General features: G+C 63.5%; 15 protein-coding genes. 8 read left to right on the top strand and 7 right to left on the bottom strand.

All coding sequences use genetic code 11. The features are described 5' to 3' along the window. Together fmt and truA are read left to right on the top strand one after the other, a co-directional pair. The gene (gene fmt / locus AMK05_RS02255; protein WP_064836157.1) at window positions 1-936 is read left to right on the top strand and encodes a methionyl-tRNA formyltransferase; all 936 of its coding nucleotides are present in this window, start codon (window positions 1-3) and stop codon (window positions 934-936) included. Then, window positions 936-1,736, top strand: a complete 801-nt coding sequence (gene truA, locus AMK05_RS02260) for a tRNA pseudouridine(38-40) synthase TruA (protein ID WP_064836159.1) — start codon at window positions 936-938, stop codon at window positions 1,734-1,736. The genes fmt and truA overlap by 1 nt, the downstream gene beginning before the upstream one ends. Window positions 1,737-2,097: 361 nt before the next feature. On the opposite strand, the gene AMK05_RS02265 is transcribed toward truA, so the two are convergent. The 3 genes from AMK05_RS02265 to dapD all read right to left on the bottom strand — a co-directional run bounded on the left by AMK05_RS02265 (window position 2,098) and on the right by dapD (window position 4,835). Then, window positions 2,098-2,694 (bottom strand): hypothetical protein, encoded by a 597-nt coding sequence (locus tag AMK05_RS02265; protein WP_064836161.1) that lies wholly within the window; start codon window positions 2,692-2,694, stop codon window positions 2,098-2,100. Beyond that, complete coding sequence (dapE, locus tag AMK05_RS02270; RefSeq protein WP_064836163.1) at window positions 2,681-3,874, bottom strand: succinyl-diaminopimelate desuccinylase; 1,194 nt, start codon at window positions 3,872-3,874, stop codon at window positions 2,681-2,683. Before dapE ends, AMK05_RS02265 begins: the two co-directional genes overlap by 14 nt. A 100-nt stretch (window positions 3,875-3,974) precedes the next feature. Further along, window positions 3,975-4,835 carry a 2,3,4,5-tetrahydropyridine-2,6-dicarboxylate N-succinyltransferase gene (gene dapD, locus AMK05_RS02275; protein ID WP_064836165.1) on the bottom strand — a complete coding sequence of 287 codons (861 nt, stop codon included), beginning with the start codon at window positions 4,833-4,835 and terminating at the stop codon, window positions 3,975-3,977. A gap of 192 nt (window positions 4,836-5,027) precedes the next feature. Here dapD and AMK05_RS02280 point away from each other — a divergent pair, with 192 nt between their 5' ends. Continuing rightward, a complete protein-coding gene (locus AMK05_RS02280) occupies window positions 5,028-5,894 on the top strand; it encodes an LOG family protein (protein WP_049730666.1) in 867 nt (288 codons plus the stop codon). Window positions 5,895-6,016: 122 nt separating this feature from the next. On the opposite strand, the gene AMK05_RS02285 is transcribed toward AMK05_RS02280, so the two are convergent. Next, window positions 6,017-6,652: an EF-hand domain-containing protein gene (locus AMK05_RS02285; protein ID WP_064836167.1), complete on the bottom strand. Its 636-nt coding sequence runs from the start codon at window positions 6,650-6,652 to the stop codon at window positions 6,017-6,019. A gap of 130 nt (window positions 6,653-6,782) precedes the next feature. Beyond that, a complete protein-coding gene (locus AMK05_RS02290) occupies window positions 6,783-7,496 on the bottom strand; it encodes a pyrimidine 5'-nucleotidase (protein ID WP_064836169.1) in 714 nt (237 codons plus the stop codon). 103 nt (window positions 7,497-7,599) lie between these two features. Here AMK05_RS02290 and AMK05_RS02295 point away from each other — a divergent pair, with 103 nt between their 5' ends. Both AMK05_RS02295 and AMK05_RS02300 read left to right on the top strand, forming a co-directional pair. Continuing rightward, complete coding sequence (locus AMK05_RS02295) at window positions 7,600-8,673, top strand: bifunctional transcriptional activator/DNA repair enzyme AdaA (RefSeq protein WP_064836171.1); 1,074 nt, start codon at window positions 7,600-7,602, stop codon at window positions 8,671-8,673. Beyond that, window positions 8,670-9,440 carry an isocitrate lyase/PEP mutase family protein gene (locus tag AMK05_RS02300; RefSeq protein WP_064836173.1) on the top strand — a complete coding sequence of 257 codons (771 nt, stop codon included), beginning with the start codon at window positions 8,670-8,672 and terminating at the stop codon, window positions 9,438-9,440. Before AMK05_RS02295 ends, AMK05_RS02300 begins: the two co-directional genes overlap by 4 nt. A 60-nt stretch (window positions 9,441-9,500) precedes the next feature. On the opposite strand, the gene AMK05_RS02305 is transcribed toward AMK05_RS02300, so the two are convergent. Next, a complete protein-coding gene (locus AMK05_RS02305) occupies window positions 9,501-10,649 on the bottom strand; it encodes an alpha-hydroxy acid oxidase (protein ID WP_064836175.1) in 1,149 nt (382 codons plus the stop codon). Between the two features lie 293 nt (window positions 10,650-10,942). Between AMK05_RS02305 and AMK05_RS02310 the strand changes: the two genes are divergently transcribed. Further along, entirely contained in the window at window positions 10,943-12,274 is a 1,332-nt protein-coding gene (locus AMK05_RS02310; protein WP_082935607.1) for an IS1182 family transposase, read from the top strand. Window positions 12,275-12,552: 278 nt separating this feature from the next. Here AMK05_RS02310 and argB read toward each other — a convergent pair whose 3' ends face one another. Then, window positions 12,553-13,440: an acetylglutamate kinase gene (gene argB / locus AMK05_RS02315; protein ID WP_003570750.1), complete on the bottom strand. Its 888-nt coding sequence runs from the start codon at window positions 13,438-13,440 to the stop codon at window positions 12,553-12,555. 143 nt (window positions 13,441-13,583) lie between these two features. On the opposite strand from argB, the gene AMK05_RS02320 reads away from it, so the two are divergent. After that, window positions 13,584-14,123, top strand: a complete 540-nt coding sequence (locus AMK05_RS02320) for a sigma-70 family RNA polymerase sigma factor (protein WP_064836181.1) — start codon at window positions 13,584-13,586, stop codon at window positions 14,121-14,123. Continuing rightward, on the top strand, window positions 14,120-14,839 hold the full coding sequence (locus AMK05_RS02325; RefSeq protein WP_064836183.1) for an anti-sigma factor: 720 nt from the start codon (window positions 14,120-14,122) through the stop codon (window positions 14,837-14,839). Before AMK05_RS02320 ends, AMK05_RS02325 begins: the two co-directional genes overlap by 4 nt. Window positions 14,840-14,887: the final 48 nt, after the last annotated feature.

Genomic DNA, 14,887 nt, shown 5'->3' on the forward strand with positions numbered 1-14,887 from the left:
ATGTCGCTTCGCATCATCTTCATGGGAACACCCGAGTTCTCGGTTCCGACCCTGCGCCTGCTCGTCGATGCCGGCCACAAGATCGTCGCCGTCTATACCCAGCCGCCGCGGCCGGGCGGGCGGCGCGGCCTCGATCTGCAGAAGTCGCCGGTGCATCAGGCGGCCGAACTGCTCGGTCTTCCGGTTTTCACGCCGGTCAATTTCAAGGATGCCGAGGAGCGCGAGAGGTTTGCCGCCCTCAATGCCGATGTCGCCGTCGTCGTCGCTTACGGCTTGCTGCTGCCGGAGGCGGTTTTGAACGGCACCCGCGACGGCTGCTACAACGGCCATGCCTCGCTGCTGCCGCGCTGGCGGGGTGCCGCACCCATCCAGCGGGCGATCATGGCGGGTGACGCAGAAACCGGCATGATGGTGATGAAGATGGATAAAGGCCTCGATACCGGCGCCGTCGCGCTGACCCGAAAAGTCGAGATCGGCCCGAACATGACGGCAGGCGAGCTGCACGACCGGCTGATGCAGGTCGGCGCCAAGGCGATGGCGGAAGCCATGGTGAAGCTTGAGATGAACGGCCTGTCGCTGACGCCGCAGCCGGAAGAAGGCGTGCTCTATGCCGCCAAGATCGACAAGGCCGAGACGCGCATCGATTTCGCCAGGGATTCCAAAGATGTGCACAATCATATCCGCGGCCTGGCGCCTTTTCCGGGCGCCTGGTTCGAGCTCGAGATCGGCGGCAAACCGGAGCGGGTGAAGGTGCTGGGATCCGAGCTGGCTGAGGGCGAGGGGGCTGCCGGGCAATTGCTGAGCGATGATCTCGTGGTCGCCTGCGCCTCCGGCGCGGTGCGCCTGACGCGGCTGCAGAAGGCAGGCGGCAAGCCGCTGGCTGCAGCCGATTTCCTCAGGGGCATGCCGCTTGCCGCCGGCACGAGGCTTTCCTGATGCCGCGGTTCCGCATGACCGTCGAATATGACGGCGGCCCCTATGTCGGCTGGCAGCGGCAGGAGAACGGCCCCTCGGTGCAGGGCGCGATCGAAGCGGCAGTGTTGTCGCTGACCGGCGAGACCGTCTCGATCCGCGGCGCCGGCCGCACCGACTCGGGCGTCCACGCCATGGGGCAGGTGATCCATGCCGATCTTTCCAAAGACTGGTCGCCCTACCAGCTGCAGAACGCCTTGAACGCACATCTGAGGCTTGCCTGCGAGCGTGTCGCCATTCTCGATGTCGCGGCGGTTCCGGAATTCTTCGATGCCCGCTTTTCGGCGCTGCGCCGCCATTACCTCTATCGCATCGTCAGCCGCAAGGCGCCGCTGGCGCTGGAAGCCGGCAAGGCCTGGTGGGTGCCGAAGGCGCTCGACCACGAAGTCATGCATGCCGCTGCTCAGCGGCTGGTCGGCCGCCACGATTTCTCCACCTTCCGCGCCGCTCATTGCCAGGCAAACAGCCCGGTGCGCACGCTCGACCGGCTGGATGTGACGCGCAGCGGCGAGCTGATCGAGATCCGCGCCACGGCGCAAAGCTTCCTCCACAACCAGATCCGTTCCTTCGCCGGCACGCTGAAGCTCGCCGGTGAAGACAAATGGACGCCTGACGATGTCGAGGCGGCTCTGGAAGCGCGCGACCGCAAAGCCTGCGGCCCGGTGGCGCCGCCCGACGGGCTCTATTTCCTGCAGGTGGATTATCCCGACGTGATCCCCGACCGGCGCAGGCCGGTCAGCGATCCCGATGACGATCAATCCTAGAGCCTTTCCTGGTTAGATTGAATCATTCTGTTGGCTCAAACGGAGTCGGATGGTCGACCGGCCGGCGCGCGTCGTAGCCCAGTTCTACGGCCAAGCCGGCCGGTCGATCAGCCGGCCCGTTTTAGCCAACCCTCCCGCAGATTTGCCTGGCAAATCTGCAAGACTTGGAAATCGCCGGACGCACTTATCGCTTCGCCACGGCGAAGCGGTGCGGCCGGTGGGCCGGGCATCTTTCCGCCAGGATCAGAGGCGATCGGCTCGGACGTACCAAGGGGTATGCCCTTCGCCAATCGCCTCTGCCCTGACGAAAACCTGCTCCGGCAGAATGCTTCAATCTAACCAGGAAAGGCTCTAGGCTCGATCAGACCGGATAGAGGCCGAGGAAGTGCTGCAGATATTCCGAAAGGATCATCGACGGCACCAGCAGCACCAGCGTCATTGCGCCGACCATCAGCGCGTGGCCGTGGCAGATCATCCGCAGAATGCGCGCCAGAACGAAGACCTGCGCCAGCATGAAGGCCAGCAGCAGCAGCGAGACCAGGCCGACGGAGCCGGGAAGGAAGACCACCATCGCCAGCAGCAGCCCGTTGATATAGGAGAGCGGCACGCCGAGCCAGTTGACGCTGACGACGACGGGGGCGAAACGCTCACCCATGCGGAAGGCAAGCAGCAGCAGCCCGGCAAAGACCAGCGGCACGAACCAGTTGGCGAGTTCGACGAAGCCGAGCCGGATATAGAAGGCAAAGCCGACATCGGCTTCCGGCGGCATCGACCGCAGAAAGACCTGCCGCCACCAGAGCCAGGAAATGCCCATCGGCGGCAGGCACCAGGCGATCGCCCAGAACGAGCGGTTGACGCCGCGCTCGGACATGTCGAGGTAGCGGAAGCCGCGCGGATCCAGCCGGATCAGCAGCCAGAGGCCGGCCAGATAATACTGGACTTCCCTAAGTCCCGGCATGGGCGAACCAGTGGGCGATGAAGGTTTCGTAGATCGCCGTCAGCATCTCCAGATCGGTAACGGCCACGCGTTCGTCGACCATGTGCATCGTCTGGCCGACAAGGCCGAACTCGACGACCGGGCAATAATCCTTGATAAAACGTGCATCCGAGGTGCCGCCGGTGGTCGAAAGCTTGGGCGAACGGCCGGTCACGCTCTCGACGGCCGACGACAGCGAGGCGATCAGGGCATTGTTGCGGGTCAGGAAGACGTGGCTCGGCCGGTCGGCCCAGACGATATCGTATTTCACCGGTTCGCGGCCTGGCCGCAGCCGGCCGTCGCCGGCGGCGGCTTGCAGACGGCGCAGGATTTCGGCGCGCAGCGTCTCGGCCGTCCAGCTGTCGTTGAAGCGGATGTTGAAACTTGCCGATGCCTTGGCCGGAATGACGTTGGTCGCCGGATTGCCGACATCGACCGTGGTCACTTCGAGGTTCGAGGGCTGGAAATCGTCGGTGCCGCCGTCGAAGGGCGGGTCCATCAGCGCCTGCGTCAGCTGCAGCATGCCGCGCACCGGATTGTCGGCAAGATGCGGATAGGCGGCATGGCCCTGCACGCCGTGCACGGTGATCCTGCCCGACAGCGAGCCGCGCCGGCCGATCTTGATCATGTCGCCTAGCCTGTCCGGATTGGTGGGCTCGCCGACCAGGCAGGCATCCCAGCGCTCGCCGCGCTCAGCCGCCCATTGCAACAGCTTGATCGTGCCGTTGATCGCCGGGCCTTCCTCGTCGCCGGTGATCAGGAAGGAGATCGAGCCCTTGGGCGGTCCGCTCTTCTCGATATGGCGGGCGACGGCGGCGACGAAACAGGCGATGCCGCCCTTCATGTCGACGGCGCCGCGGCCGAACAGTTCGCCCTTCGATATCTCGGCGGCAAAGGGCGCATGTGTCCAGGCAGCCTCGTCACCGACCGGCACGACATCGGTGTGGCCGGCAAACATCAGATGCGGGCCGTCGCTGCCGAGGCGGGCATAGAGGTTTTCGATGTCGGGCGTTCCCGCCTCGCTTGCTTTCACCTTATCGACGGTGAAGCCGAGCGGCGCAAGCATGGCGTCGAGCGCCAACAAGGCGCCGCCTTCGGCTGGTGTCACGGAGGGGCAGCGAATCAGCGTCTGAAGATTGGCGACGGGATCGGTAGCGGTCATGGCGTCGAACTATCCGGCGGGAATGGCAAAGACATGGCAAGGCGGCGGCGCCTCGCTCAAAAAGACGCCGTCTGTTTACCGGATCAATGTCCTGGTGTCATCAGTCTCTGAGCAGCTCGTTGATGCCGGTTTTGGAGCGGGTCTGTTCATCGACGCGCTTGACGATGACGGCGCAGTAGAGATGCGGCGCCGGCTTGCCGTTGCCCATCGTCGCATTGCCCGACGGCATCGAGCCGGCAACGACGACGGAATAGGGCGGCACTTCGCCGTAGCTCACTTCGCCGGTGGCGCGGTCGACGATCTTGGTCGACTTGCCGATAAAGACGCCCATGCCGAGCACCGAGCCTTCGCGGATGATGCAGCCTTCGACCACTTCCGAACGGGCGCCGATGAAGCAATTGTCTTCGATGATCGTCGGGCCGGCCTGCATCGGCTCCAGCACGCCGCCGATGCCGACGCCGCCGGAAAGATGCACATGCTTGCCGATCTGCGCGCAGGAGCCGACCGTCGCCCAGGTATCGACCATCGTGCCTTCGCCGACATAGGCGCCGAGATTGACGAAGGAGGGCATCAGGATGGCGTTCGGGGCGATATAGGCCGAGCGGCGCACGACGCAATTCGGCACGGCGCGGAAGCCGGCGGCGCGGAAATGGTTTTCGCCCCAATTTTCGAATTTCGACGGGACCTTGTCCCACCAGGTGGAATTGCCGGAGCCGCCCTTGACCACATCCATGTCGTTGAGGCGGAAAGACAGCAGCACGGCCTTCTTCAGCCACTGATTGACCGTCCAGGCACCGTCGGCGCCGCGCGTGGCGACACGGACCTTGCCGGCATCGAGCAGGTCGAGCGCTGTGTCGACGGCATCGCGAACCTCGCCCTTCGTCGACGTGTTCACATTGTCGCGATTGTCGAAGGCGGCTTCGATGGTCTTTTCGAGGGATGCGAGGTCGGTGGCGCTCATGAGAATTCCTTAAACTTCGATCTTTATCGTGGAGACGGCGGAGTCTCCGGAACGCGGTTGGCGGTGTTTATCCTGCTCTACAGCATGCAGCCGTAGAACGGAATGATTTTTCCGACAAGATCATACCTGGATTCAAGGCGTTATAGCGACATATCCGGCTTCGTAGCCGGCAATACTGAAAGGCATTTCGATATGGCGAAGGGACGAAACGGCGGTTCGCGGCGCAAGGATGGCGTATGGGACCCGCTGAAGAGCAGCTCGACCGACCGGCAGCGCGCCGAAGCCGTGCCGAAGACGCCGCAGACGATGTCGCCCGCCTATCGTCTCGCCTATGTCGACGAGGACTTCCTCTGCCGCGAGGAGCTGCGGCCGATCCGGCTGCAGCTGGAGCTATTGAAGACGGAGATGATGCTGACGGAGCGCGGCATCCGCTCGACCGTCGTCATGTTCGGCGGCGCCCGTATTCCCGCCCCTGGCCAGAGCGCCTGGGCGGCGCGCAACGATATCCAGCGCGCCAATCTGGAAGCGGCTTCCGTCTATTATGACGAGGCGCGCAAATTCGCCCGGCTCTGCTCGAAATATTCGGCGACCCTCGGGTTCCAGGAATATGTCATCGTCACCGGCGGCGGTCCCGGCGTCATGGAGGCCGGCAATCGCGGCGCGGCCGACGAGGGTGCGCCCTCGATCGGCCTCAACATCGTGCTGCCGCACGAGCAGGCGCCGAACGCCTATGTGACGCCGGAGCTCAGCTTCAACTTCCACTATTTCGCCATCCGCAAGATGCATTTCATGGTGCGCGCCAAGGCGATCGCCGTCTTTCCCGGCGGCTTCGGAACGCTCGACGAATTCTTCGAATGCCTGACGCTGATCCAGACCGGCCGCATGGAGCGCCTGCCGCTGATCCTTTTCGGCGAGGCCTTCTGGCGCAGCATCGTCAATTTCGATGCCCTGGCCGAATTCGGCACCATCGCGCCCGACGACGTCAAGCTGATCAGCTTCGTCGACACGGCCGAGGCCGCCTGGAAGATCATCCAGGATTTCTATGAGCATCGCGAATAGCGGCTCAGCGTCTCGACCGTGAGACCTGTCTCTTTCCCCGCCCGGCGGGGAAAGAGCGGAGGCAATGGTTCGCCCAACCTTACAGTAAGGGGGCTTACAGTAGCGGGCTTACCGCAGCGGCCTTACAGCAGCGGCCGGTCCGGCATGTCGTCGATTGAGATGACGCCGTCCTTGTTGCGGTCCATCCGCGCAAACAGCTTGTCGAAGGCGGCGACGGCTTCCTGTTTGGAAATCTGGCCGTTCTGGTCGGTATCGATCCGATGCATCATCAACGAGGCGCGCATGATGTTGCCGCCATGGCGCATCCAGCGATGCCCGTCACGACCATCGTGCCCGTCGCGTGGCGGCCGTCCCTGGTCGTCATTATCCGGCGTCGCGGCGGCGGTATCCGTATCCTTGTTTTCGCCGGCCTGCTGCTTGCGCTGATCTCGCATCGCCTGCATCTGCGTCTTCTGGTAGGCTTGGATTTCGCCCGGCGTCAGCGAGCCGTCATTGTTGGTGTCGATCGCAGCGAAAACCTTGTCGAGGCCGGCAGTCGCCTCCTCCTTGGTGACCTTTCCGTCCTTGTTCGCGTCGAACTGCTTGAGCATTCTGACATAGGTGACTTCGCGGAAGGCGGCAGCTCCTGGACCATGTGGACCGTGCATGCCGGGGTGCTGACGCGGCCCGTCGCCGGGTGCGGCATGACCTGCCCCGGCGGCTGCGCCGAAGATCAGGGTGGAGGAAAGCGCTGCCAGTATCAGCTTGTTGCGGTACATCGTATTTGCCTTTCGTGAGGTGTCCCCTCACGAAGAAAGCTACGGCAGGTGGGCGGAAAGACCCAGTTAAACATCGGTAAGCTGAATGAAACTTTGGTAATCCGTCCGTCGCCGTCAGCCGGGGGCTCAATCAGCCCGGACCGGCAATCTTGCCGAGAAAGGCAACGAGGTCGTCGGTGACGAAGTCGATATGATCCTCTTCGCCGCTGGTCTTTTCCCACCATTCGACGAGCGTGTCTTCCAGATTGCGCGGCACCAAGAGCACGGTCTGCATGCCGAGCGCCTTCGGCACCGTCAGGTTGCGCGGCAGATCCTCGAACATCGCCGCCTTGCTCGTTTCGACGCGTTTTAACGCCGTGAACTTGTCGTAGGTCGCCTGCGCCGGCTTCGGCACATAGTCGGCGGCGACAATATCGAAGATGTCGTCGAAATGCTCGAGAATGCCGAGCGCGCCGGCCGTCATTTCCGCATGTTTGACGCTGCCATTGGTGAAGATGAACTTTCGCCCCGGCAGCGCCTTGATCGCCTGGCCGAGTTCCGGCTGCGGCGTCAGCGCCGAATAGTCGATCGCATGCGCCTTTTCGAGAAAGTCGTTCGGGTCGATGCCGTGATGGATCATCAGCCCCTGCAGCGTCGTGCCATGCTCGAGATAATATTGCTTCTGCAGCCTGCGCGCCTCTTCCCGCTCCATCTGTAAGAGCGCGGCGACATAGGCGGTCATGTTCTTGTCGATCTGCGCGAAGAGATTGACATGATGCGGATAGAGCGTGTTGTCGAGGTCGAAGACCCAGTCTGTGACGTGCGCGAAGTCGGTTTTGTCAGGCGTGCGGTCGATCTTTGTCATGGCGGACTTATGACATGGGTGCAGCCGCAAGGAAATCGGCAAGAATAAAATAGACGCCCGATTTTCGGCGGACGTCGCATGCGCGGAATGCTAGAAAGCGGATATGCTTTTCGAACGCCCCGACGATGATACGCTCTATGACGCCTTGATCGCGCGCAGCGCCGATTATGAGGGCCAGGCCAATGTTTGCGTCAAGACGACAGGCATCTTCTGCCGTCTGACCTGCCCGGCGCGCAAGCCGAAGCGGGAGAACACGCTATTCTTCGAGACGATCGCTGCCTGCATGCATTCCGGCTTCCGTCCCTGCCGGCGCTGCCGGCCGCTGGAGCAGCCGGGCCGGGAGCCGATCGTCGACGCGCTGCTGGCCGCGCTTGACGGCGAGCCGGAGGTTCGCTGGACGGAAGACGAGCTGGTGCGCCGCGGCCATGATCCCTCGACGGTGCGCCGCGCCTTCAAACGGGCGCTCGGCATGACCTTCCATGATATCGTCCGCTATATCAGGCTCGGCGAAGCGGCCCGGCAACTGGCCGATGGCGCGCGGGTCATCGATGCGCAGATCGACGCCGGCTACGAGTCTCCGAGCGGCTTTCGCACGGCTTTTCAGCGGCTCGTCGGCAAGGCGCCGGCGCTTTCGCAGAACCGCGAACTGCTGTTTGCCGACTGGTTCGACACGCCGCTCGGACCGATGATCGCGGTTGCCGACAAAACCTGCCTGCATCTTCTCGAATTTCACGACCGCAAGGCGCTGCCGAGCGAGCTCAAGGCACTGCAGAAACGGGTCCGCTCCTCGGTCGCGATCGGCCGCAGCCCTGTCATCGATCAGATCGAGGCGGAGATCCGGGATTATTTCGAGGGACGGCTCACCGTTTTCGCGACGCCATTGGCGCTCGGCGGCACAGCCTTCGAAAAACATGTCTGGGCAAAGCTGATGGCGATCCCTGTCGGAAAGACGCGCGCCTATGGCGATCTCGCAAGGGAGATGCAAAGGCCGGAGGTGGTACGTGCCGTCGGCCGCGCCAATGGCGCCAACCAGCTGGCCATCATCGTGCCATGCCATCGTATCCTCGGCGCGGACGGATCGCTGACTGGCTACGGCGGCGGGCTCTGGCGCAAGCAATGGCTGCTGCGCCATGAAGAAAAGATCAGCACACAGGCGAAGATGGAGGAGACAGCATGAATCAGACTGAGAAGGCCAAGGCATTCGCCGCGCTTCACCAAAAGGGCAATCCGATCGTCCTCTACAATATCTGGGATGCCGGCACGGCAAAGGCGGTAACGGATGCCGGCGCCAAGGCGCTGGCGACCGGAAGCTGGTCGGTTGCCGCGGCCCACGGGTTCGCCGATGGCGAGAAACTGCCGATGTCGGTGCTTGTGGAGACGGCGAAATCCATCATCGACTTCGTCGATCTGCCGCTTTCGGTGGATTTCGAAGGCGCCTATTCGGCGGAGCCCGTGGCGGCGGCCGCCAATGTCGCCAGGCTGGTCGAGGTCGGCGCCGTCGGCATCAATTTCGAAGATCGGGTGGTTGCCGGCGAGGGGCTCTATCCCGCCGAGAGCCAGGCGGCCCGCATCCGCGCCATTCGCGCCATGGCCGATGGCAAGGATATTCCCTTCTTCATCAACGCCCGCACCGATCTTTTCCTGGCCGAGAGCGATCTTGCCAAGCATGCCGGTCTGGTGGACGAGGCGATCGAGCGGGGCAGGGCCTATGCGGCGGCCGGCGGCAACGGCTTCTTCGTGCCCGGCCTGATCGATCCTGGCTTGATCGAAAAGATCTGCGCCGCATCGGCTCTGCCGGTCAATGTCATGATGCGGGCCGGCGCTCCCGATGTGAAAACCCTGGCAAGGCTCGGCGTCGGCCGCATCAGCTATGGGCCGGGGCCCTACCGGTCGATGATGGAAAAGCTGAAGCAGGAGGCGGCGGCGATTTACAGCCCGCTCTGAGATATTTTCGGGCCGCATCCGCATGAAAGGCTGCGGCCCGAAAATGACATCCCGCTCCGCTCAGGAACGGAAGCGCAGATTGCGCCGTGTCAGCTGGTCGACCGAGGTGCAGCCCATCAGCTTCATGCCGCGCTCGATCTCGGTGCGTATCGTCTCCAGCGCCCGTTCGACGCCGGGCCGTCCGGCGGCGGCAAGCGGGAAGAGATAGTAGCGGCCGAGGCCGACGGCTTTGGCCCCCAGCGACAAGGCTTTCAGAACATGCGTGCCCCGCTGCACGCCGCCATCCATCATCACGTCGATCCGGTCGCCGACCGCATCGACGATTTCGGCCAGCTGGTCGAAGGCGCTGCGCGAACCGTCGAGCTGGCGCCCGCCATGATTGGAGAGCACGATGCCGGTGCAGCCGATCTCGACGGCGCGCTTGGCGTCTTCGACCGACATGATGCCCTTGAGGCAGAACTGGCCGCCCCAGGCGCGTACCATCTCCGCCACGTCGTCCCATGACATGGAGGGATCGAGCATTTCGGTGAAGTAGCGGCTGATCGACAGCGCGCCGCCATCCATCTTGACGTGGTTTTCGAGCTGCGGCAGCCGGAAGCGCTCATGCGTCAGCCAGTCGATCGCCCAGGAGGGCTTGATCGCAAACTGCGTCATGCCGGCAAGATTGAGCTTGAAGGGAATGGCAAAACCGGTGCGCTTGTCGCGCTCGCGGTTGCCGCCGGTGATGCTGTCGACCGTCAGCATCATCGCCTGCACGCCGGCAGTTTTCGCCCGCGCCATCATCTCGTGGTTGAGGCCGCGGTCCTTGTGGAAATAGAACTGATAGACCTGCGGCCCGGCGCTGAGCTGTCTGGCTTCCTCAAGGCTGATCGTGCCGAGCGAGGAGACGCCGAACATCGTGCCGTGTTTGGCCGCCGCCGCCGCCACCGCCCGCTCCCCCTGGTGGTGAAACAGCCGCTGCAGCGCCGTCGGCGAGCAATAGACCGGCATCGCCAGCTTCTGCCCCATGACCGTCACCGACATGTCGACCTCGGCCACGCCCCTGAGAACATCGGGCACCAGATCGCAAGCCTCGAAGGCGGCGGTATTGCGCCGATACGTCACCTCGTCATCGGCCGCACCGTCGATATAATCGAAGATCGGCCCGGGAAGACGCCGCTTGGCCATGCGCCGGAAGTCGTGGAAATTATAGCAGTCTGTAAGGCGCATCTGTTTGCTCGACCCGTTTGGTTTTCAGGCCGCAACCTAAAACACGATTCGAAATCTTGCCAAGGCTACATCGGACGATTTGCGACCTGTCGGATGGATATTGGGGCTTGGGTGGGTTTGCAGGCGGACAATGATCTGCGGCGAGCGCACCTCATGCAGAGGCTGAGCGGTCTCTCCCTGGCCTGTGCCTCGGCGCGGCATCCTCCAACCTGCCTCATCCTGAGAGCCTGTGAATGTTTGGTAGCGGAGGCGATTGGATTGTGATTCTGTTGGGTCGTTGATTTGCTTGGGGGATGATGGTGGGCGACGACCTGTTCGAAGGATTGCCGGTGCATGGAGCGCGGCGAAGTGCTCAGGTGGGACGCGGAGCGGCGCGCATGCGTGAGCCGGTGCGCGATCAGATCGAGTTGCGTGCCGTCGATATCGACAGCTTGATCGGCCAGGATCATGCGGTGCGGGTCATTTGGAACTATGTCGAGGGACTGGATCTGAGCACGCTCGAAGATCGGATCAAGGCGCGTGAGCACCGGCCAGGCCATCCACCGATTTCGCCACGGCTTTTGCTGGCGCTGTGGCTCTATGCCAGCAGCGACGGCGTCGGCAGCGCGCGGGCGCTGGAACGGCAGTGCGGGAGCCACGACGTCTATCGCTGGCTGTGCGGCGGTGTCTCGGTGAACTATCACACACTGTCGGATTTTCGGGTTGGTTGCGCCGATTTGCTCGACCGGCTGCTTGCCGAGCATCTGGCGGCGCTTGCCGGTGCCGGCCTCGTCACTCTCGATTGTCTGGCGCAGGATGGCGTGCGGGTCCGGGCAAGCGCGGGTGCGGCCTCGTTCGGCCGCAAAGCGACGCTTGATCGGCATCTTTCCATTGCCGAGGCGGTTGTGGATCAGCTCAAGCACGAGGTCGATGCGCGTTCGGATGCCAGCACTCGGCGCATCGAGGCGGCCAGGGAGCGGGCGGCGCGCGAGCGCGGCGAGCGGCTCAGAGCAGCCCAGGTCGCTCTTGACGAGATCGAGCGCCATCGCCAGGCGCGCGAAGAAAAGCGCGGCAATGGCAAAAAGCCGAAGGAGCCGCGCGCCTCCAGCACGGATGCACAGGCGCGGGTGATGAAGATGGCCGACGGCGGCTTCCGCCCGGGTTATAATGTGCAGGTTGCGAGCACGGCCGGTGAGCAGTTCGTGGTCGGGCTCGAGGTGACCAATGCCGGCTCCGATCGCGGCCTCATGCGGCCGATGCTGGAGCGGTTGCGCGCGCTAAGCGGCCATCTGCCGCGGCGCTATCTCGCCGATGGCGGCTTTGGCAGCGCTGAAGATATCGAGTGGGCGCACGGCGAAGGGGTTGAGGTCTTTTGTCCGCCCACTCAGTCCAAGCACGGAACCGATCCCTTCTTGCCGCGCCGCGGCGACGGTCCGGGTGTGTCGGCCTGGCGGGCCCGCATGGCAAGCGAGGCGGGCAAGGCTCAGTACAAACCCCGATCGATCTGCGAATGCGTCCATGCCCGCTGGCGCAACTGGAATCTGCGACAATTGACGGTGCGCGGCATCGAAAAGGTCCAGGCCGTCGTGCTCTGCTACGCACTCACCAACAATATCTTGCAAGGCCATCGGCTTGCCAAGGGCTGAGCCACTGTCACCACCCAGACACCAACACGCGACCATCCGAACGCAGCGCGCAATCGCCTGACGCTCGACTGCATCGGCCAGCCAAGATCGGCCAAAAACGCGCCGGATTCAAAAGCTTCACAAGCTCTGAGGCGCGCAGCCCGCAGGGCGAAGCCTCGAAGGACACGCCGCGGCATCGCTCCTTGCATCATCGACCGCCAGTGCACCCGCCCCTCCCTTCGAGGTCCCTCCGGGGCACCGCAGGGTGAGGCTCTCTTGAATGCCGGCGATATATTCGCTCAGGGAACGATCAGCGTGCCGATGCCGTGTTCGGTGAAGATTTCCAGCAGGACGGAATGGGCGGTCTTGCCGTTCAGGATGACGACGCCCTGGACGCCGGCCTTGATCGCGTCGATGCAGGTCTCGACCTTGGGGATCATGCCGCCCGAGATCGTGCCGTCGGCGATCAGCGCATGGGCTTCGGCGACGGAAAGCTCCTTGATCAGCTGGCCGTTCTTGTCGAGCACGCCGGCCACATCGGTCAGGAACAGCAGCCGGGTGGCGTTCAGCGCCCCGGCTATGGCGCCGGCGAAGGTATCGGCATTGATATTGTAGGTGGCGCCGTCGCGGCCGGGCGCGACGGGGGCGATCACCGGGATCATCTCGGAGCGGGCAAGCAGATCGAGCAGCGTGCGGTCGACCTCGACCACCTCGCCGACGAAGCCGAGATCGAGCACCCGCTCGATGTTGGAATCCGGATCCTTGACGGTCTTGCGCGCCTTTTCGGCGAAGACCATGTTGCCGTCCTTGCCGCACAGGCCGATCGCCCATTCGCCGGTCTGGTTGATCAGCGCGACGATTTCCTTGTTGATCGAGCCGGCGAGCACCATCTCGACGATCTCGACCGTCTTCTGGTCGGTGACGCGCAGCCCGCCCTCGAATTTCGATTCGATGCCCATCTTGTTCAGCATGGCGCCGATCTGCGGGCCGCCGCCGTGAACGACGATCGGGTTGACGCCGGATTGCTTCAACAGTGCGATGTCGCTGGCAAAGGCCTTGCCGAGCTCGGGATTGCCCATGGCGTGGCCGCCATATTTCACGACGATCGTCTTGTTCTCGTAACGCTGCATGAAGGGCAGCGCCTTGGCCAGAAGCCGTGCCTGCAGTTCGCTTTCGGACTCGTTCATGGGGACCCCGCGGAATTGTTCGCGGCCTTTTATCGCAAGTTTCCGACAGAGGGAATAATCCAGAGGGCAATAGTTTTTCGTATCTGGCGCGGAGCCGGCGGCCTTTGCCGTGCGGCGCATGCAAGCGTGATATGAGGAACGGCATGCAAGGCGATGAGATTGCAGACCTGATCGGCCGCGTCGCGCTCGGCGACCGCAGGGCCTTTGTTGCCCTTTACAATCAGACCGGAGCGAAACTTTTTGCCATCTGCCTGCGTATCTTGAAGGATCGCACGGAAGCCGAAGAAGCCCTGCAGGAAATCTATATCAGCATCTGGCAAAGGGCTGGAAGTTTCCAGGCAGCCACGGGTTCGCCTTCGGCATGGCTTTCGGCGATTGCCCGCAACCGGTCGATCGATACGCTGAGGACGCGCAAGCCTGTCGCCGACGAATTGGACAGCGCCTACGATCTTGCCGACGCCGCACTCGACCCGGAAATGCAGACGGTGACGAAGGATGAAGGAAGGCGGATTGACACCTGCATGGAAGAGTTGGAAGCTGATCGTGCGGTCGCGGTGAAACGGGCTTATGTCGAAGGGCTGAGCTATCAGGAACTGGCCGATCAGTTTGGTGTGCCGCTGAACACGATGCGGACCTGGCTCAGGCGCAGCCTGTTGAAACTGAGAGAGTGCATGGAACGATGACATCGCCCGACAAAAGCAAGGGAGACCGCTCCCGCGACGAGGTTCTCGCCGGCGAATATGTGCTCGGCGTCCTGTCGCTGCAGGACCGGCGGGTGGTGGAAGAGCGCATGCGCCACGATCGGCCCTTTGCGGCGATCGTCAGCCGCTGGGAAACCAATCTTTCCGCCTTCAATGACGAGTATGAAACCGCCGCTCCAAACCGGGAAACCTTCAAGCGGATCGAGGCACGGCTTTTCGGCGATGCTGAAAAACCGGCATCCTTTTCGCAAGGGCTCTGGAATTCGGCGGTTTTCTGGCGCTCGCTGAGCTTTGCCTGCATCGTCGTCGCCGTCAGCGCCGTCATCTTCGCCTCCGGCGTGGTGCCTGAGCCGCAGGGACCGACACCGCTGGTGGCCTCGCTTTCCGGCCAGAACAGCGCCATCAATCTTCTTGCCTCCTACGAGCTGCAGAGCGGCCGGCTGAAGATCGTGCCGGTCGCTGCCGGCAAGCCGGAGGAGAAGTCGCTGGAACTCTGGCTGGTGCCGGGCAGCGGCCTGCCGAAATCGCTCGGCGTCTTCCAGCCGGGCGAAAGCGGCGAACTCGTCATATCAGCCGATCTGCGCGGCCATCTCGCCGATGGCGCAACGCTGGCCGTCAGCCTCGAACCCTTCGGCGGCTCGCCGACCGGCCAGGCCACCGGTCCGGTGATCGCCAGCGGCGCTTTACGCCGGCCATGATCGGGCGCCGGCCGCAAATCGTGCCGGCCGTAAAATCATTTTCTCTTC

The organism is Rhizobium sp. N324 (assembly GCF_001664485.1).
Taxonomy (GTDB): domain Bacteria; phylum Pseudomonadota; class Alphaproteobacteria; order Rhizobiales; family Rhizobiaceae; genus Rhizobium.

What these genes read in the sequence shown, in the direction of transcription:
- dapE (WP_064836163.1), bottom strand. Translation starts at nt 3,874, where the DNA reads ATGACCGCTACCGATCCCGTCGCCAATCTTCAGACGCTGATTCGCTGC.
- AMK05_RS02325 (WP_064836183.1), top strand. Translation starts at nt 14,120, where the DNA reads ATGACATCGCCCGACAAAAGCAAGGGAGACCGCTCCCGCGACGAGGTT.
- AMK05_RS02300 (WP_064836173.1), top strand. Translation starts at nt 8,670, where the DNA reads ATGAATCAGACTGAGAAGGCCAAGGCATTCGCCGCGCTTCACCAAAAG.
- dapD (WP_064836165.1), bottom strand. Translation starts at nt 4,835, where the DNA reads ATGAGCGCCACCGACCTCGCATCCCTCGAAAAGACCATCGAAGCCGCC.
- fmt (WP_064836157.1), top strand. Translation starts at nt 1, where the DNA reads ATGTCGCTTCGCATCATCTTCATGGGAACACCCGAGTTCTCGGTTCCG.
- AMK05_RS02310 (WP_082935607.1), top strand. Translation starts at nt 10,943, where the DNA reads ATGATGGTGGGCGACGACCTGTTCGAAGGATTGCCGGTGCATGGAGCG.
- argB (WP_003570750.1), bottom strand. Translation starts at nt 13,440, where the DNA reads ATGAACGAGTCCGAAAGCGAACTGCAGGCACGGCTTCTGGCCAAGGCG.
- AMK05_RS02295 (WP_064836171.1), top strand. Translation starts at nt 7,600, where the DNA reads ATGCTTTTCGAACGCCCCGACGATGATACGCTCTATGACGCCTTGATC.
- AMK05_RS02305 (WP_064836175.1), bottom strand. Translation starts at nt 10,649, where the DNA reads ATGCGCCTTACAGACTGCTATAATTTCCACGACTTCCGGCGCATGGCC.
- AMK05_RS02280 (WP_049730666.1), top strand. Translation starts at nt 5,028, where the DNA reads ATGGCGAAGGGACGAAACGGCGGTTCGCGGCGCAAGGATGGCGTATGG.
- AMK05_RS02290 (WP_064836169.1), bottom strand. Translation starts at nt 7,496, where the DNA reads ATGACAAAGATCGACCGCACGCCTGACAAAACCGACTTCGCGCACGTC.
- AMK05_RS02265 (WP_064836161.1), bottom strand. Translation starts at nt 2,694, where the DNA reads ATGCCGGGACTTAGGGAAGTCCAGTATTATCTGGCCGGCCTCTGGCTG.
- AMK05_RS02285 (WP_064836167.1), bottom strand. Translation starts at nt 6,652, where the DNA reads ATGTACCGCAACAAGCTGATACTGGCAGCGCTTTCCTCCACCCTGATC.
- AMK05_RS02320 (WP_064836181.1), top strand. Translation starts at nt 13,584, where the DNA reads ATGCAAGGCGATGAGATTGCAGACCTGATCGGCCGCGTCGCGCTCGGC.
- truA (WP_064836159.1), top strand. Translation starts at nt 936, where the DNA reads ATGCCGCGGTTCCGCATGACCGTCGAATATGACGGCGGCCCCTATGTC.